This is a genomic window from Nocardia sp. NPDC057455, from assembly GCF_042802775.1.
Classification (GTDB): domain Bacteria; phylum Actinomycetota; class Actinomycetes; order Mycobacteriales; family Mycobacteriaceae; genus Nocardia.
The window spans coordinates 1-16,445 of record NZ_JBHVDM010000060.1; the positions used below are offsets into that span (position 1 = coordinate 1).

At 67.3% G+C, this 16,445-nt stretch carries 21 protein-coding genes; 10 read left to right on the top strand and 11 right to left on the bottom strand.

Translation table 11 applies throughout. The annotated features are described in order from the left end of the window. The 3 genes from ACFU5M_RS22760 to ACFU5M_RS22770 form a co-directional block, all read left to right on the top strand. A partial coding sequence (locus ACFU5M_RS22760) for a toprim domain-containing protein (RefSeq protein WP_379052433.1) occupies nucleotides 1–2,512 on the top strand: 2,512 nt, incomplete at its 5' end. A 14-nt stretch (nucleotides 2,513–2,526) separates the two neighbouring features. Next, nucleotides 2,527–4,809 (top strand): RRQRL motif-containing zinc-binding protein, encoded by a 2,283-nt coding sequence (locus ACFU5M_RS22765; protein ID WP_379052434.1) that lies wholly within the window; start codon nucleotides 2,527–2,529, stop codon nucleotides 4,807–4,809. Beyond that, complete coding sequence (locus ACFU5M_RS22770) at nucleotides 4,806–5,111, top strand: hypothetical protein (protein ID WP_379052435.1); 306 nt, start codon at nucleotides 4,806–4,808, stop codon at nucleotides 5,109–5,111. The genes ACFU5M_RS22765 and ACFU5M_RS22770 overlap by 4 nt, the downstream gene beginning before the upstream one ends. Nucleotides 5,112–5,183: 72 nt before the next feature. Here the strand turns inward: ACFU5M_RS22770 and ACFU5M_RS22775 are convergent, their stop codons facing one another. The 5 genes from ACFU5M_RS22775 to ACFU5M_RS22795 form a co-directional block, all read right to left on the bottom strand. Further along, nucleotides 5,184–5,363 carry a hypothetical protein gene (locus tag ACFU5M_RS22775; protein WP_379052437.1) on the bottom strand — a complete coding sequence of 60 codons (180 nt, stop codon included), beginning with the start codon at nucleotides 5,361–5,363 and terminating at the stop codon, nucleotides 5,184–5,186. A gap of 379 nt (nucleotides 5,364–5,742) precedes the next feature. Further along, nucleotides 5,743–6,093, bottom strand: coding sequence for a hypothetical protein (locus ACFU5M_RS22780; RefSeq protein WP_379052438.1), 351 nt, complete (start codon nucleotides 6,091–6,093; stop codon nucleotides 5,743–5,745). Then, nucleotides 6,071–6,361 carry a hypothetical protein gene (locus ACFU5M_RS22785; RefSeq protein WP_379052440.1) on the bottom strand — a complete coding sequence of 97 codons (291 nt, stop codon included), beginning with the start codon at nucleotides 6,359–6,361 and terminating at the stop codon, nucleotides 6,071–6,073. Before ACFU5M_RS22785 ends, ACFU5M_RS22780 begins: the two co-directional genes overlap by 23 nt. Nucleotides 6,362–6,842: 481 nt before the next feature. Continuing rightward, complete coding sequence (locus ACFU5M_RS22790) at nucleotides 6,843–7,052, bottom strand: hypothetical protein (RefSeq protein ID WP_379052441.1); 210 nt, start codon at nucleotides 7,050–7,052, stop codon at nucleotides 6,843–6,845. 619 nt (nucleotides 7,053–7,671) lie between these two features. Beyond that, complete coding sequence (locus ACFU5M_RS22795) at nucleotides 7,672–8,454, bottom strand: hypothetical protein (protein WP_379052442.1); 783 nt, start codon at nucleotides 8,452–8,454, stop codon at nucleotides 7,672–7,674. A 268-nt stretch (nucleotides 8,455–8,722) separates the two neighbouring features. Here ACFU5M_RS22795 and ACFU5M_RS22800 point away from each other — a divergent pair, with 268 nt between their 5' ends. After that, nucleotides 8,723–9,649 (top strand): tyrosine-type recombinase/integrase, encoded by a 927-nt coding sequence (locus ACFU5M_RS22800; protein WP_379052444.1) that lies wholly within the window; start codon nucleotides 8,723–8,725, stop codon nucleotides 9,647–9,649. A 101-nt stretch (nucleotides 9,650–9,750) separates the two neighbouring features. Here ACFU5M_RS22800 and ACFU5M_RS22805 read toward each other — a convergent pair whose 3' ends face one another. Next, complete coding sequence (locus tag ACFU5M_RS22805; protein WP_379052446.1) at nucleotides 9,751–10,611, bottom strand: nucleotidyltransferase; 861 nt, start codon at nucleotides 10,609–10,611, stop codon at nucleotides 9,751–9,753. Between the two features lie 2 nt (nucleotides 10,612–10,613). Continuing rightward, nucleotides 10,614–11,186 carry an SLATT domain-containing protein gene (locus tag ACFU5M_RS22810; protein ID WP_379052486.1) on the bottom strand — a complete coding sequence of 191 codons (573 nt, stop codon included), beginning with the start codon at nucleotides 11,184–11,186 and terminating at the stop codon, nucleotides 10,614–10,616. A 210-nt stretch (nucleotides 11,187–11,396) separates the two neighbouring features. On the opposite strand from ACFU5M_RS22810, the gene ACFU5M_RS22815 reads away from it, so the two are divergent. Next, on the top strand, nucleotides 11,397–11,588 hold the full coding sequence (locus tag ACFU5M_RS22815) for a DUF6011 domain-containing protein (RefSeq protein WP_379052447.1): 192 nt from the start codon (nucleotides 11,397–11,399) through the stop codon (nucleotides 11,586–11,588). Between the two features lie 56 nt (nucleotides 11,589–11,644). On the opposite strand, the gene ACFU5M_RS22820 is transcribed toward ACFU5M_RS22815, so the two are convergent. Next, nucleotides 11,645–12,217 carry a hypothetical protein gene (locus tag ACFU5M_RS22820; RefSeq protein WP_379052449.1) on the bottom strand — a complete coding sequence of 191 codons (573 nt, stop codon included), beginning with the start codon at nucleotides 12,215–12,217 and terminating at the stop codon, nucleotides 11,645–11,647. A 306-nt stretch (nucleotides 12,218–12,523) separates the two neighbouring features. Here ACFU5M_RS22820 and ACFU5M_RS22825 point away from each other — a divergent pair, with 306 nt between their 5' ends. Then, nucleotides 12,524–12,892, top strand: coding sequence for a hypothetical protein (locus ACFU5M_RS22825; protein ID WP_379052450.1), 369 nt, complete (start codon nucleotides 12,524–12,526; stop codon nucleotides 12,890–12,892). On the opposite strand, the gene ACFU5M_RS22830 is transcribed toward ACFU5M_RS22825, so the two are convergent. Continuing rightward, on the bottom strand, nucleotides 12,853–13,044 hold the full coding sequence (locus ACFU5M_RS22830) for a DUF6011 domain-containing protein (RefSeq protein WP_379052451.1): 192 nt from the start codon (nucleotides 13,042–13,044) through the stop codon (nucleotides 12,853–12,855). The genes ACFU5M_RS22825 and ACFU5M_RS22830 overlap by 40 nt on opposite strands. Before the next feature lie 122 nt (nucleotides 13,045–13,166). Here ACFU5M_RS22830 and ACFU5M_RS22835 point away from each other — a divergent pair, with 122 nt between their 5' ends. Next, complete coding sequence (locus ACFU5M_RS22835; RefSeq protein WP_379052453.1) at nucleotides 13,167–13,703, top strand: hypothetical protein; 537 nt, start codon at nucleotides 13,167–13,169, stop codon at nucleotides 13,701–13,703. A gap of 60 nt (nucleotides 13,704–13,763) precedes the next feature. Here ACFU5M_RS22835 and ACFU5M_RS22840 read toward each other — a convergent pair whose 3' ends face one another. After that, the gene (locus ACFU5M_RS22840; protein WP_379052454.1) at nucleotides 13,764–13,937 is read right to left on the bottom strand and encodes a hypothetical protein; all 174 of its coding nucleotides are present in this window, start codon (nucleotides 13,935–13,937) and stop codon (nucleotides 13,764–13,766) included. 51 nt (nucleotides 13,938–13,988) lie between these two features. Here ACFU5M_RS22840 and ACFU5M_RS22845 point away from each other — a divergent pair, with 51 nt between their 5' ends. Beyond that, nucleotides 13,989–14,270 carry a hypothetical protein gene (locus ACFU5M_RS22845; RefSeq protein WP_379052456.1) on the top strand — a complete coding sequence of 94 codons (282 nt, stop codon included), beginning with the start codon at nucleotides 13,989–13,991 and terminating at the stop codon, nucleotides 14,268–14,270. A 6-nt stretch (nucleotides 14,271–14,276) separates the two neighbouring features. Here the strand turns inward: ACFU5M_RS22845 and ACFU5M_RS22850 are convergent, their stop codons facing one another. Next, a complete protein-coding gene (locus ACFU5M_RS22850) occupies nucleotides 14,277–14,480 on the bottom strand; it encodes a hypothetical protein (protein WP_195078888.1) in 204 nt (67 codons plus the stop codon). A gap of 257 nt (nucleotides 14,481–14,737) precedes the next feature. On the opposite strand from ACFU5M_RS22850, the gene ACFU5M_RS22855 reads away from it, so the two are divergent. Next, on the top strand, nucleotides 14,738–15,457 hold the full coding sequence (locus ACFU5M_RS22855; protein WP_379052457.1) for a GIY-YIG nuclease family protein: 720 nt from the start codon (nucleotides 14,738–14,740) through the stop codon (nucleotides 15,455–15,457). Between the two features lie 229 nt (nucleotides 15,458–15,686). After that, nucleotides 15,687–16,391, top strand: a complete 705-nt coding sequence (locus tag ACFU5M_RS22860; RefSeq protein WP_379052458.1) for a hypothetical protein — start codon at nucleotides 15,687–15,689, stop codon at nucleotides 16,389–16,391. Nucleotides 16,392–16,445 lie beyond the last annotated feature (54 nt).

The following is a 16,445-nucleotide window of genomic DNA, read 5'->3' on the forward strand; positions in this document are numbered from 1 at the left end:
CGAAGTCGTGCGCATGGAAGCCGACTTCGCCCGCGGCCGGGACAAGGAATTCAGCCAGCGGCATTGGAACCCCGCCACCGGCGAGATGGAGGCCGGCGGATTCGAGGCCATCCCGTTCCAGCTGCCGCAACTGCTCGAAGGCATCACTGCTGGTCGTGTCATCTACGTCGTCGAAGGCGAAAAGGACGTCCTGGCCGCCGAATCGGCCGGGTTGATCGCGACCTGCAATGCCGGAGGCGCGCTGAGCTGGAGCGCCGAACACGCCCGGTGGCTCGAAGGCGCGGGCACGGTCGTCATCGTCGCCGACCGCGACACCGCCGGATACCGGCGCGCCGAAAAGGTCATGGCCAGCCTCACCGGGCTGGTCGAGCGCGTGCGGGTCGTGCAGGCGCTCACCGGCAAGGACCTCACCGACCACTTCGCGTGTGGTCACACCGTCGGCGAGCTGGAGCCGATCCCGTACCTGGACCCCTACACCGACCGGCCGACTGACTCGCGCCGGTCGGCTTCTACTCCCGCAGCCGAGGCCCGACCGGTCTCGGCTGCGGTTTCTGAAACCCACCCACCCACCCCAGGAGGAAACACCGTGGGAGAGCAGTTCCTCGCGCCGCAGTTGCACGACGCACCGGCCGACACCACCCCGGACATCGACCACGCCGGTGCGCAGCTGGCGATGCTGTGGCAGACCATGCTGCGGCATCTGATCATGCTGGCCCAGCGCCAGGCCGAGCAGCGTCGCCGCGACATGGACACTCTCGCCGCCCGCGCCCGGGAGGAGCAGGAGCAGATCCAGGCGCAGTACGCCGCCGAGCGCAAGGCGGTGGAGACCCGGCTGAAGGCGTTGAAGGACAAGGGGTTGGACAAAGCCAGCCGCGAAGAGATCGCCGACGCCGTAGCGCAGTCGCGGGCGTGGGCGCCGGATTCCGAACTGGCCGAACAGGTGTGGTACGACCTGCGGCTGCACGTGTTCCGTCACTACGACATCTACATCGACGACAACGACGAGCCCAAACTGGAGCAGCACCCTGATGGGCTGGTCTCCCAGATCCAGGCGCTGGAGGCCGACCGCGCCTTCCGTGACCGCGCTTCCCACGCCCAGGACCGGATGGTCGCGGCCATCGCCGCCGAGGCCGGGCTGGACGAGTCGACCCGCCAGGCCCTCTACGCCGACATCGCCAGCTGGCAGAACCACCCCACCCCGGCCACGCTCGACGAGCTGACCAAGAAGCTCTCCGATGCCAAGGTCTCCGAGCAGACCCGCACCCGGATCCGGTTCACCGCGGTGTATCTCACCCAGGGCGGCAGCGTCGAGACCCCGTACCCCCGCGACAACCACGCCCCCGCGCTGGAGGCCACACACCTGCTGCGGCGCATGGATCAGCCGCTGGTCGACCCGGGCGAGGAGGCCAAGCCGCGGGTGGATCGGCTGCTGGTGGCCTACCGCGACCAGCTGCGACTGGGTGCGCCGACCGAACACGTGCGCGAGCGTCTCGGCCAGGCTGTCGCCCTGCTGACCGCCGAGGACCAGAAGGCGGCGCGGGATCGGGGTGTGGAGATCCGCAAGGACCCCACCGGCAAGTTCGCGCCGTTGTGGCCCGATCACGTGGACCGTGAGGCGCTGGCGGAGTCGGTGCAGATGTACGCGGCGTTGCAGCCGCACGCCGACCGGGCAGCAGTGGCCGCGGGCGACTACGACGGCGCCGCCGCCGTGCAGCTGCGCGAGCAGGCCGCCCGCCACCGCCGCCGCATCCAGACCGCGATCAAGCAAGGCCAGGGCCTGCACGATCTGGAGCGCGACCAGCTCGCGGCCGTGCTGCGGGATGTCGACGCCGGTCAGCCCGCCCCGCAGATGTTGTGGGCCGATGACCGCACCGCCGCCGCTGTCGATGCCGAGCGCGCCGCGCAGATCGCCCACGACACCACCCGGGTGCACCGCCGCCAGCTGGAGGAGATCCTGGCCTCTGGTGCGGTCGACCCGGCGGCGGTTCGCCGCACCCGCGACGACGTGACCCGGGTGATGGACGAGCAGACCCATCTCGCCGCAGGCCGGATCACGTTGGGCGACTACGGCGAGCACGGCAGCCAGGAACGCCTCGCCGTCGCGCTAGCCGCCTCCGGTGTCCCTGACGCGGTCCGGAACCGGGCCATCAACCACGTCGACCGGGCCGCTGGTGAGGCCGCGATCACCGGCAAGCAGGCCAACCGGATCCGCGACCGGTGGGCCGAGCGGACCGAAGCCGTCGTCGCGGCGCGGTCGGCGGCGAAGCCGGACTACGACAGCCCTGAACGCCGCGCCGAGAAGGAACAGACCCTGAAGGCCGCCGGGCTGGATGACGACCAGGTCGCCCAGCACATGGCCGCCTCCGCTGGCCGGGCGAACCCGCCGTCGGCGGCGGTGCGCTACGCGCCGGGGGAGAAGCCGCGCCGGGCCCGCAGCACCCAGCAGGGCGCGGGTGTGCGGCGCACCCATCACCGTGGCCGTGGGCGCGGCGAGCAGGGCCTTGGGCGCTGACCAGCAGGTGAGTTGTGGCCAAGGGGGACAGCAGCACTGAGGGCAGCGACATCCCGGAATACCCGTGGATGCTCGCCCCCGCCCACTTCCGGACCCGCCGCCAGCTTCGGGCGGCGGGCCTGGGCCCCAACCGTCAGGGCGTCGCCGCTCTGATGGTCGGCAAACGGCGCGGCCGCCGTCTGGTCGCGCACCTGTTCGACGTTCGCAAAGCCGCGCCGAAACGGGTTCCCACGCCCGCGCAGCTGGCGGCCATCACCAAAGCGACGGCAGAGCACCAGATCAAGGCGGCTGGGCGCCACGGCATCTCGCGCGCCGAGCTGCACGCAGAAGTAGATCCCGGCCCAGGGTGGGCCGATTCAACCCAGGAAGGAACACCAATGTCCGACAACCCATCCGTCGAGCTGGCGGGAATCTCCGCCGAGGTCCGCGCCTTGCACGCGGCCGGGCAGCTCCACGACGGCGTCGCCGACTACATCGACGACGTCCTGGCCGATGCTGGCGATCAGCTCCAGCTCGGTGTGCCCGCCGGCCACGGCCAGCGCGTCGCGTACCTGCTGGCCACCGTCGCGGCCAACCAGGCTCGTGAGCGGTCGGCCGAGGTCGATGCCGCGATCGGGCGGGCCGAACGCGGTGAGGAGGCCGATTGGGATCTGGAGCCGAAGATCCGGGAAGCGATGTCCCAGGCCGAGACCCGGCTCGAGAACATCCCGTGGCAGAACCGGACCGCGATGGTCGCCTCGCTGGCGGATGCCCTGGTGTGGTCCTTCGACTCGGAGCTGGCCCAGCAGCGCCTCGACGAACTCACCAACTCCTACGCCCTGAGCTGGGGCGTGCTCATCGACCCGATGGAGTTCACCGTCAGCATCGACCCGAACTTCGAAGCCGAGCACTACCAGCGCTACGCCGAAGCGGCCAGTGTGTGGGATCGCGAGTCCGCCGCGATCGACATCGTGACCGCCCTGCCGATGCCCGACGCCGCGAAAGACGCCGCCACCCGGGCCGTGATGGCATGGCGCGGCGCCGAGGTCGACCCGCTGGATCCGGATGAGCACCGCTTGAGTCAGAAGGCGCGACGCGAGCAGCTCGACGTCGACCTGGCCGCCGCGCCGCTGACCGCCGAGGACCGCGCCCGCGTCGCCTTCGTCGTCGACTACGTGCGCGGGGAAACCTCGCGAGTGGATCTGCTGACCAGTCCGGTGGTCGTCGACCCGGGCGAGGAAACCCGCGGCCGGGTGGCGGCGCTGCTGGCGTTGTTCGCGAACAACCCCAAGTCCGCTCGGGAGGTCGGCAAGCAGATCACGGTGCTGACCGCCGACGACCAAGAGCGGGTCCGCGACGTCGGCCGCGCCATCCAGGCGGGCCAGGCAATCGATTTCGCGGTGTGGCCCGGCTACGTCAACCGCGAGGCGTTCCGGGAAGCGTTGGTGGAGTACGCCGACGACGCTGCCGAACTGCGCAGCATGGCCGACTACCTCGCCGAAGGCCATCTCACCGAGGAGGAACAAGCTCGCCTCGGGGCGGTCGTCGGCACGATCACCGACGACACCAACCTGCAGATCACCCGCATGGCCACCCAGCGCGAGCAGCTGCTCGACCAGGCCCGCCACGGCAAGGGACTCACCTCGATGGAGCGCGCGCAGATCGTGTGCACGATCGAAGACATCGACGCCGGAGTCATCCACGGGCACAAGGAGCTTCCGGAGCTGCTGTTCGCCGATGAGCGCACCAAGGCCAGCGTGGATTTCCTGCGCACCGCCCAACCGGCCAGCGAACTGTCCACAGCGACCCGCCACGAGATCACCGAACTGATCAACGCCACCGGCGCGGTCACCCCGCGCAGCCGCGAGGACGAGCGGCTGCGGTTGGAAGTGTCCTCGATCAGCGACTCCGTCTTCAGCGTGGCCGCCGGATCGCCGGGAACCAGCGTGGAGCTGGATCGCCAGCAGTACACGATCAGGCGCACCGAACTGGGCAAGGCGCTGGCCCGCGCGGGCGTGGATCCGGAAGTGCGGCAGCGGATCCGAACCCTCGTCGATGACCGTGCCCGCCAGGCCGGGGAGCTCGGCCGCCCGGCGACCGCGCGCCGCCAGCAGTGGAGGGACAAGTCCGCCGCCGCTGTCGCTGCCCGTGACGATGCGATCGCCCAGCGTCAGGCCGCCGCCGCCGGCCGCGAACCGAACCCCGGGACACGGGCCTGCACCACCCGCCCTGACCGCACCGCCGGACAAGGCCAGGCCAGGCCCACACCCGCTGTCGGCGGCCGCCGACAGCTCCACCGCGAGGAGATCGGACGATGACCGACACCGAAGCCGTCGACCTGCACGTCATCGCCCGCCTCGACGATCCCGCTGGCGCGGTCGCCGACCTGTACTCCTGCGAGCTGTTCTACAGCGACGACGGCAGCGTCTACGGCCACCACGTCAGCTGCCGGTGGGAATCCGTTCCCGCTGCCCCGGGCGCCCCGGGCAGTCTCGACGGTCTCGACGCCGCGCTCACCGCCGCCGGGTACACCCGCACCGGCGAGTGGAGGCGCAAGACCACCAGCTCCGGCGCGGTGCGGTACTTCACCGTCGCCACGATCCGAATCGAGGACATCTGACCGACACCTGAATCCAGTACGCAGGGCAGCCCTGGAACACCCAACGTTCCAGGGCTGCCCTGTGCACTGGGCCTACTTCTTCCCGCCGCTCTTACCGCTGCCGGACTTCGCCGCGCTCGACTGAGCACGCGAGGCGAAGCCGGACTTCGCCGAGCTGCTGCCCGGGTTCTTCGCCGCCGCGGACTGGACTCGGGATGCGGCCGCGGTGGTCATCTTGCCGCCGGTGTGGCCCTTCCCACCAGACTTCGACATGACGCACTCCTTCCCGTACCTCGGCCCCTCCTCCGGGATACGCCCGCGGGGCCCGGCGCGCACCGATTGTCACTCGCCCTTGTGTGTCAGTCCGGGTCTGTCGGGAGAGCAAGTTATGGACTTGGACTGTCTAAGTGAGGGACACCCTCATCGGTGGCGCCAGGACCGGAGGCAAGCTCTCCCGCTGAGGGAGAGCGCGGGCAGCACCTCGAGACCCGAGCACCAGGCCCTCACTTTCGTGCGCGAAACCGGACTCTGCCCTGCTCAGGTCGTGCGGTACTTCGCTGTAGCCAGCATTCGGATCGAAGAGACATCCAGTCACCACCTTCGACACAGCAGAAAGGCCCCGCCGATGGCGGGGCCGTCGTCGTGTCGGTGGTCAGGCTGAGCGGCGGTGCCGGCGGGCGAGCAACGCCAGGATCTCGTCTCGGCTGATGGTGTCATCGGCGGCGGCCTCGGCGGTCACCCATTCAGAGACCAGTTCGTCGACGCTGGCGTCGGCGGCCTCGGCGCGGGCGGTGAGCCGCTGCTCGATCGACAGCGGAATGTGCAGCTCCACGGTGCGGGTGACGATCAGCTCGCCGGGCTGCTCCGGACGCTCCGCCTCCACCGCCGCCGCGTCGGGGTCGGGGCGGAAGTCGTCGATGCTCCAGTCCTCGCCGAAGGCGTCGACGAGCTCGCGGTACACAGCGTCGCTGGCGCGCTGCTCATCCGTCGTATGGTTCTTCACTGCGCACCTCCCATTCCTCGAACGCGGTCAGGTCCTCGCCGGTCAATTCGCCCGCCGCGATGACGACCGAGTGGAACCGGGCTACCTCACGGACCGCGACCACCAGGGGCCTTCCCGTGTTGGTGCGGCCTGCTATCAGTGTGACCGGTACCGGGCCTCCCGTCGATGGACGGGGCCAGCGTCGGCGTGCCGTGAGCACTTGGTCCACCTCTTCAGCGGTCACACCCCGCAGCTTCGATTCCGCCCACGGGGGCAGCTCGTACGGCATGGTCGGCCACCCTACGCCCGAACCCCGACAACACCGAAAGTCTTCTGGATGAGGCGGCAATGCAAAGGCGTGATGGATGTGGCGGAACGCTAACGGGTTTCGGAGCCACGGACGGCCCGCCAACGATGCTTGTTCGTGCGAAGTTCGCGCGAATAGGCAACCTCGTTCGGCAACCACGCATCGTCAATTTGTGAACTTCAAAAGAGCGATTGTCACCCTATACATAGCCGATGTGCATAACTGTTCGGCTGCCAGGTTCGTGGGACAGCTCGTCAACCTGCATATTTTCCATTTTGGAGTTCCGAATTGGATAGCGTTGCTGTGATCTATGTCACAGACAGGTAGGACGCGTGTGCGGGGGCGGTGGTGGTGCAGGTGCACCGGGGGAGTTAGTTTGGTACCGCGAAAGCGCGTTAGAAACCAGAGAACCCGGGCGGGATCGCACCCCAACCCGGGCTTCTGGCCACACCGGCGCGGGCGGTTAGGAGATGAACCACCAGACCGCACGCACCACCGCAGGCGTCGACTGGGTGACGATCGTTGCCCAGTTGGCGTCGGCTTCCTCCGTGAGGAATCTGCCGAAGTCCAACCCGAACGTCCCGACCACACTCACCTCGACGACCACGGCCCAGAAACGGACCCACCAGGGTGGCGGCTCGTTCTCCGGGTAATCCGACTCGCGGTTTTCCACGCGTGCCCTCCTGTGTACGCATCACCCGAAGGTGATCCAGGCTCGGGGCCTTCCCGATCCTCGCGAGAAACCGAGAGGTCGAGCGCGTACTGGATTCGATTGGCAGAGCCTTCGAATCGGACTGCCGAGAAGCTTAGTGCAGTCTCGCGACACCCCTCCGACCGCACACCAACGAACCGGCATGAACACCACCGTGTACGGAGCGCGATTACGCAGCCCCGCAACGCATGTCCCCAGGTAGAGCCGCCGAATCGGGCTGAACCGCCGAAAGTGATTCGCTTGTCATCGAACGGGTCGTAGACCCCCGCAAATGCTCGAAAATGCCGTGATAGCCAGACCATTCCGTATCTCGAGGTTGGTCTGCAACTGCAGCTCGACGGGAGTTCATCCGCATCAGAGGCATGTATCTGACCAACTACTCGTCCGCGTACACAGTGGCCTTGTTCGTGAGGCCGTGTGTCGACGTAGTTGTCGTAGATGTGGGATTCGACGTGGGCAGTCGGGCGTCGCAAACGGTCGGTTCTCGAACATCTCCGAGCCATCGTCGAGTTCGGGCGCTGGCCGTAACGCCGCAGGTTCGGTGGTGTTCAGGGGCCGGTGGATGGCGCGCACGGCCGTGCTAGTCGGTGTCGTCCGCGCGCTGTGCCAGCCACGCTTCCAATGCCGCCTCGGTGACGGCACCGATCTTGAGCCCGTCCTCGAGCGCCGCCTGGCGCACCCGCAGTGCCAGATCGTCGTCGATGCTGGTGGACAGGTTGGTCCTGCCCGGGGGTGCTGGAGCTGGGCGCTGGGCGAGTTCGAGCCAGGGGAATTTCTCGATGATCTCCTTGAAGTGGTTGTGGTTCAGCACGATCGGGTCGCCAACCTCGAACCACTGCAGGATCTCGCAGGTGGCGGCCCCGTCGGCGCGGGCGACACCTCCGCGGTGGGCGACGTCGTTGCGGAGCTTGCGCAGGTCGCCGAAGAAGGGGATCTGGAAATCGCGGGGCTTGCATTCGTGCACTGCGGCGAGCTGGTGCCGGTAGTCCTCTTCCCAGAGCGAGAAGAACGTCGGCAGCCACATCCGACCGCCCCAGGCGTGGTGCTCGCTGCCGTAGCTGAGTGCATCGAGCAGCAGGCTGGCCGCGACGGTCGTGGACGAGGCCGTCCATCCGGGCCGGAGACCCTCCGGGTCGCACACATCGAAGACAGAGGGGCTACGTCCCCGTGTGGGGCTGTAGCTGTAGGTCTGCCCCAGGAACGGGATCTGGATGCCCTTGATCAGTTGAACGGCCAACATGCCTGCCCGAGGCGCCATGCGCGCCACCGCGATCGTGAGCAGCAGGTCGGTGCGTATGCGTTCCAGGATCTCGACGACCGGATCAGCGGAAGGTTCCGGTGCCACGCCTTCATCAGGATTCATGGCGTGATGCTTTCACCAGGCACCGACGCCACAGAGTGATGCGGGCCGGGTTCCGCTGGCTCCATACGAGCACCCCGCCACTACCGCAGATAATGACACATTATCTGCGGTAGAGTGAATTTATGCCGCTGTGCGACGTGGCGCGACACCCGCGCCCCGCCGGGGCGACTCGGCAAATTATCTGCGGTAGATACGGGTAGATCGAGGGAGACACCGATGGACCGACCGGCAGGGCACTTCACACCCAGCCCGCAGACGGCGGCGCGGCATGGGTGAGTCGCGCGTGGTGCGCCCGCTGCGGGCAGGGATCCGCCTCGACGCTGCAGTCCAGACCTATCTGCACACCGTGCCCGCCGCCAACACCCGCCGCGGCTACCGCACCGCGCTGACCGCGCTGGTCTCCGAGTTCGGTGCGGATGCCGATCCAGCGCTGCTGGATCCGGACCGGGTCGCGGCCTGGTTCCGCACCCGGTGGGGTGAGGCGTCGGCGCAGACGTTCAACGTGCGCCTTGCCGCGCTGCGCGCCGCGTGCGATTACTGGCGGGAGCAGGCCTGGCTGGTCGGTGACCCGCTGGTGCGGTTGCGGCCGCGGTCGGTGCCCGCCGACCGCAGCCGGGCGCTGACCCGCGCGGAGGTCACCACGATCCTCAGCATGGACGCGGGTCTGCGGGAGCGGGTGCTGTGGCACATGCTCTACGAGACCGCCGCCCGCGCCGAGGAGCTGCTGATGCTCGACGTGCCGGATCTCGACACCGCCAACCGGTGTGCCCGTGTGCGGCGTAAGGGCGGCGCGGTGGATGTGGTGGCCTGGCAGACCGGCACCGCCCGGCTGCTGCCCCGTATGCTCGCCGGCCGCCACAGCGGGCCGCTGTTCCTCACCGACCGCAAAGCCAAACCTCATGTTGCGGTGGCGGATATCGACCCGGGCAGCCACCGCGCCCGGCTGTCGTACCGGCGGGCGGCCGAGTTGTTCGAACACCACACCGCCCAGCTGCCCGGCGGGCCGTTCACGCTGCACCAGTTGCGGCACTCGCGGCTGACCCACGCGGCCGAAGACGGGGCGTCCACGCCGATGCTGATGACGCTGTCTGGGCATTCCTCGGTGCGGTCGCTGGCGAAATACGCCCGCCCCTCGAAAGAGGCGCTGTTGGCCTGGCAGGCCGCCACCGATCCCGCCGCACGGCGACGCCGCTGACGACGCACATTCAGCTCCTTACCGGCAACCTCAGAGGAGCGCTTGATATGAGTCTCTGCATTTCGGCCAGGTTCGTGGTGTCCAGCACTTGGGGACCCCTACTAGCGCGCAGGGAAGTGGCCGCCGAAGAGGCGATCCAGCCATATGAATGCATCGTCGATGCGGTCAGCCTGGTACGCATCAAAGGCTTTGCGGGCGCGTGTGGCGGCTGTGGTGAGTTTGGATAATGCCTCCGACTTCAGATAGTCGGAAGAGCAGGGGTGGAACCTGCCTGTCACCCCTTTGGGATCGTTCATCGCTGGGAGCTGATAGTCCTGCAGCCACTCCAGGAGCAGGCACAGGTCCCAGACCGCAATGAACGACGGCTCCGTCGCCATGTGCTGGGCCGCACGCATCTCCAGATAGAACGAGGAGACGGGGACGTTGCAGTAGTACTTCCACGCCTTGACAAGTCGGGCCAGCTTTTTGGCGCCACCGCGAGCAGCCGCCTGGTTGCACTCGTTGACGTAGTCCAGATGTTCGGTTGGCGCAGTGTCGATCCAACCTGTTGAGGGCCCGGGTATCTCGTATCGGAAATGCGGGGATGTGTCCTGTAGGAAGCCAGGGATGACCTCCCACGTTTCGGCGCCGCTTGCAAACTCGACTACGACAGCAGGTCGGCTGATGCGAACTGTTGTGGTCGGGAACGAGGCCGACAATGCGTCTTTGACCCACCTCAGTGCGGTGTCCGAAGAGGATGGTTGCGTGCCTCCAAGGCTGACCAGCACATCGACGTCGCTGTAGTGTCGAACGCCGGTCCCGTGATGGAAAGAACCTGTCTCCCTGATGTTTAGGACAGACAGCGACTTTTTCAGAGATCTCTCCACCCGGTCGCGGTGACTCTTGGCTGCGGAGATCTGCGACGACAAGGGGGTCAATCGGCTGAGGAACTCGTCGAATCCCTCGGCGACTGTTCGGGACACCTTCAGACTCCTGTTCCAGTTGAGTCGACATCGTAGGTCTGCCCGCCCCCAGCTATGTTCTTCTGAGCGCGCTTGCGAGCCCACCTGTTGGGGGGTTCAGCCGTCTTGTTCTGTTCGTCGCGACGAGCCGTGATTTCAGCAACCACGCTCCGCATCTCGTCGATTTCGGTGTTCGGAAGGTCAAGCAACCGAGCCTGGCGCGCTGCTGTCTGGATCTCGAGATATGCGTTCGCAGCGGCCGCTGCCTGGTTTGTCCGGTGACTGGCATTGACCGTGGTCAGAACGGCGCCGAACGCAGCTGAAGCAAGGGCGAGAACACCGGCCCAGAAGGCATTCGCCGTCGACGCCAACGCAGCGGCTCCCGAGACGGCGGCCAGAACACTTGCGGGCAGGCCGAGAAACAGGTTCACCCCGCGCCATTGCTTGGCCTGCTCGAACTGGTTCTGAGCGCTGTACATCGCGCTCTCTTCCAACCGCTGCAGTTCCTCATCGATCGCCTGACGGCGGTCTGCAAGTAGGTCATCGGACATTGGCGAGGTCAGCTTTCGGTCGAAGGACGAGGGCCAGCCAGACATTGTCTCCTGCGGTACCGACAGATACAGGTTGGCCGGCGAAGCCGTGGCGCCCTCGGCTACCGCGCCGCGCAGCCGACTTCCCCGCCGAAGTCGTGTTTCCCGTTCAACTGCTGACCGCAAGACGAGCGGCTCAATCGCTGGCTCGACGTTCAATGTCGGCTCGTCATGCCACACTTCGCCAACGGAGCTGCCCTGGCCGGAGGAGAACGAATGGCCGCCACTAATGAACGGCCCACGGTGAGGCTGGTCGCGCACTGCCGCCGCTGCGGCGGCTGGCTGCTGTCCCCGCAATCGGTCGCCCAGGGAATCGGGCCGACCTGCGCGATCCGCGAGCACGCCGAACAACGCGCCGCGGCTGCGCGGCATCCCCAAGAACTGGCCCTGTTCGACATCGCGGCATAGCCGCTCGAATTCCACGCGCGCACGTCCGCCGTCATTCCTCATGGAAGGATGGCGGGTTATTCGTGGAGTCGGCGGTGCAGGTCGTCCAGGAGCTCGATCGCGGCGGTGAACGCCGGAATCGACTCGGCCGGAAGCGAGTAGGCGGCCACCTTAGAAGTGAGCGGATTCGGGTATCGGATTGCCTGGATCAGCCGCCGCTCGGGCAGGCCGTGGGTGACGCCTTCCCGCCGAGCGGCGACGTTGAGTGACTGTGTGGCCGCGCGTAGCAGGCTGTCGCCGGTCAGCTCGGTGAGCCTGCCGACGGGGGCGGATCCGCCTTCGGCGATCAGAGCTTGCACCAGCCGGTACCCGGCGGGTGTGGAGGACCGCAGGATCTGCGCCGCCACCGCGGGGGTCCACTCGACACGCTCGGCCTCCCCGATGTCCGGCTGGGTGTCCACAGGATCGGAGTCCGCGGTGTCGTTGCCGGAGAGCAGTGCGGAGAGGCGACCGGCGACGGCGACCTGTGCGGCCAGCAGTCCCAGTTGGACCCGCAGCTGCGGGGTCATCTCGCTGCCGTTCAACTCCTCGACAGCCAGATGCAGCTGCTGGCGCGCGAACTCGAGATCGTCAAAACCTGTCTCTCCCATGCGGATGACGGTATCCACACCAGCTGAAGCCGCGCCCTGTATCCGGGTCGGGCCCGCGTTCTGCGCCCTCCGAGACGGACACGAGCGAGTCAGGACGGTCATGTACATTGCATCCAGTATCGAATACAGGGTCAGGCTGGGGTTGCAAGCCGGTGCAGCGAGCAACTCCTGGGAGCACAGTTCTGACCTCCTTCGGATAACTGCGGCGTAGTACAGGCTCTAGACCCCCAAGTGCGGGATAGGAGCCACCCCCCGGGCGAAGGGCAGGCTCCACCAGAACCCGGTTCACCATCCGTTACGAACGGGATGGTTGAACCGGTGCTGCATGCCTACATCCGGCCCGCACGGCGAGACCATCCCCTGAACAAGGGAAACCGAACCGTGCTCGCCGCGCTCTTTTCCACTGGCCAGACCGTCGCACTGGCCGTTTTGCCGCTGGTCTACATGCTGTTCTGGACCGCTGTGCGCTCACCCGATCCGGCCAAACGCGAAGCAGCGTTGCGGCTGCTGGCGATGCTGTGGCGACACAAGGGCGTCACCAACGCCGAACCCAGACAAACCGATACGTCGGCCGCGTCACACAGCGCAAGCATCGGCGCAGGTGAAGACTTGGAGGCTAGTCAGCCAGGCGATGCTCATGCCGCGATATCGAACAGGGCCAGCTCTCGTGGCTGACGCGCAGCCGCGGCGCGGTGTTCGGCGCGCTCGCGGATCGCGCAGGTCGGCCCGATTCCCTGGGCGACCGATTCCGGTGACAGCAGCCAACCACCGCAGCGTCGGCAATGTACGACAACTCGCACGGTGGGCTGTTCGCCGGTCTCGGCCATGTCTTCCTCCTCCGGCCGGGCAGGTACGCCGGAAGCCTGACATAAGGGACCGACATCGCCGCCCCGAGCGCATTTTCCGGATATTCCGCTGTCCGCCGGGTCTGGGTGTCACACTCACGGCCGTGAAGAGCGACGATCTGCCTATCACGCCGCCGATCAATCCTGCTGACGAAGAGTTCATCTGGTCCAACGCCGATGACCCAGTGACACGACAGCACCCGAACCGGGAACCGGTGCGGCTCACCGACCGCGGTTATCTGCCCCCCGGGACCGATGTGGAGTCCGTCCTCGCCAGCGGTGACGCACGAGCCCTTCACGCAGTGTGGACGACTTACCACCACATCAGGTGGGCCCACGAGCAGATCGAGGCGATCTACTCAGGTGATCTCGCCTTCCCGCCCGACGGCACCGCGCTGCTCGAAAGCAGGCTCTCCGAATGTGCTGGCGTCACTCGTATGCAGGCGCTGGAAGCGAACCACCGCCTGATCGAGGTACTCACCCTGCGGCGATGGCTGGTGATGCGCGATGCCGTTGAGGCCGGCGACAGCTGGCATGACATCGGCGCTGCCGTGGAGATGACCGAGTGGGGTGCCCACGACTGGTACGCGCTGCGTGGCCGCCCTTACTCGCAGATAGGGGATCGGAAGCAGCGGCGCTGAGCGACTGATAGGCGGGTGCGCGGCGTCCCTGAACGGGGTCCCTTCCAGTCCGTGACCCCTCTACGTCTCCGGGGCGGGCACGAGCGAGTCGGCCCGAACGCTGAACGGGTACCGGCCGGGACTGTCCTCGAGCACGGATTCCACGAGCGCGTAGCCCTCCTCGTCGAGTTCCAGGACCTCGAACACGGAGACCCCGTTCGCGACCAAGAGCACCTTGTCACCGACCTGAACCATGACCGCGAGCCTATCCCGACAGACCGACCGGTACGTGACATGATCGAAAGCGTGTTCGAACCCTCGCGCTTGGTCTACCGGCTCAGCGACGGCCGGGTCGTCGAACCAGGCTGCCTCTATCGCCTGCGCGACGGTAGGTGGGCCGAGCCGTGGCCCGGCGGCTGCCCGCGCTGTGGCCAGCGCTTCGGCCCGAAGAACATGCTCGTCGGGTCACTGGCCTGCTTGCAGGCAGGCGGCATCCACCGCCTGCACACCTGCGTCCGGTGTGGTCACGTCCTCTACACCCCACCGGTCGCCCCGGACTGCGAGCACCCGACGACGCGGTCGACCTGACCGCGGTCAGCTGGCGAGGTCCAGAAGATAGCCGGGCGGGTCCTCGTCCTCGGCGGCGCCGCAGTAGCACGTCTGGGTGCAGTCGGTGCACGTCGAGCAGCCCAGGCACCACGCCGACAGGTGATGGCCGCACTCGGCGTTCCATTCCGCGTCGAGGGTGACCGGGTGCGGGATGAGCGGACCGCCCTGGTCGTATGAGCGAAGCTGCATAACTCGAATGGTCACCCTGGGCACCGACAGGATTTCCGGACATCGTCACGCGGATCCGTCGTGGCTGCGGAAGCCTACGCCGGGCCACCGACACGGCCCGGCAATCCGCTGGATCGGTCGGTGGCGTGTGGTCTGTTTTTCCTTGCGTAACAGTAGATCTCGTGTCGGTTGGGTGTGTCACACTCGCGATCGTTCGTGGCGGTGCGGGATGGCCGCCTTCTGTGTTCGCCCCCGGGTTCCAGGGAGGGATCGTTCTCATGGCACACATCTATGCGTTCCAGCTCGGCAACGAGGACCTGTTCAAGATCGGTAAGACATCGAACAGTCTTGAGCAGCGCCGCAACCAGTTGCAGACCGGATGTCCGTCGACGTTGGCGCTGTTCCGGTCGGTGTCCACGGAGACCAGTGCGGAGGCGCTGGCGGGTGAGCACTTCATCAAGCAGCGCTACGCGCTACGGCTGGTGCGCCCGCGTAGCGAGATCTTCCGGTTCACCCCGGCCGAGGTGGTCGGGGTGCTGGCTGCCGCGCAGGAGTACCTCGAACAGGAGTTGCCGCGCGAGCAGGCCGACAAGGCGGCGGTGGCCGAGCTCGAGGCCGTCACTCCTGACGAGGAGGTGGTGGAGGCGACGGCGGACACGGCGATGCTGCACCGCCAGCTGCACGAGATGCTGGCGGAGAAGGCCCGGCTGGACAACCAGGTGAAAGACGCCGAGAACGAGATCAGCCGGTTGACCTCGGCGTTGAAGATCGCGATCGGCAAATCCAGCGGCATCGATGGAGTCGCGATGTGGCGGATCGGGAAGTCTCGCGCGAAGTTCAACGCCGAGCGGCTTGCGCAGGAGGCACCCGAGGTACACGCGCAGTACCTCACCCTGCAGTTCGACAGCCCGAAGTTCAAGGCCGCTCAGCCCAAGGAGTACGAGAAGTACATGGACACCACACCGGTGCGGGTATTCGAACTGCTCGATGAATCCTGAAAATCGCACCCCCGACTACTGAAAGCTCGCCCCGGTCCAGCGCGGACCGGGGCGAGTTCTGCGTTTCGGATCCGCGCCCCTGATCAGTCCGTGCCGCCGCGGCATCTGGTGATGACGACCCGGCTGCCGTAAGGCGGGAGGTGTCGGTGTGCCGGTCGATACTCGCCCTGGAGGCTTCGCGGAGCGCGAGAATGTAAGGCGCGCAGGGGAACACACAGGGAGGGACCTCATGTCGGAGACATACGGTTCGGAGCGGGTGGCCACCGTGCGGGCCGGGGAGCCGTGGCTGACCGCGGAGTGCCGCCGCCTGGTGGAGCAGGTGCGCGCGGGCAAACGGGTGATGGAGCTGGCAGCCGAGTTCGGCCGCACCGATACCGCGATCCGGGCCCGCTGCCACATGCTGCTGCCGCCGCAGCGCCGCGCCGAACGCAACAGCAAGCGGGTGGCCGTGGAACTGCTGGGCCTCGAGCTGCACAACGATCCTGAATACGACTGGGAACAGCAATTGCGCGACCACGCCGCCGCCGCGGGCAAGCTGTACTGGAGCGAGGCCATGGATCAGGCGCTGTTGGAAGGCTGGCAGCGTGGTGCGAGCTGGGAGGAACTGATCGCCGCGACCGGCGCCACCGAACGCGAAATGGCACAGCGGCTCAAACGGCGCGGACTCGTAGCCAGCCAGCAAGAAATCGTCGACCGCATCGGACCCATCGGATACGCCCGCAACGGCCAGGACCCCACCGACCTCGACGACATCCCGCTGTGGGTGCTCGTCGTCTCCGGCCTACGCTCCCAACCTCCCCACGTGTCCCTGCACACCCGGCGATCCGGCGCTGAGCGGACCCTGTCCGGAGTCGTCACCCAGCATCTCGCCGACGGCGGCAGCACCGTCGACCTGGGCATCACCCTCGTCCCCCGCACCCCGACAACCCGATGACCGACTTCCAGCCGCGACTGCGGCACCGCTCCAGCGAAACGGCCCCGGAACCTG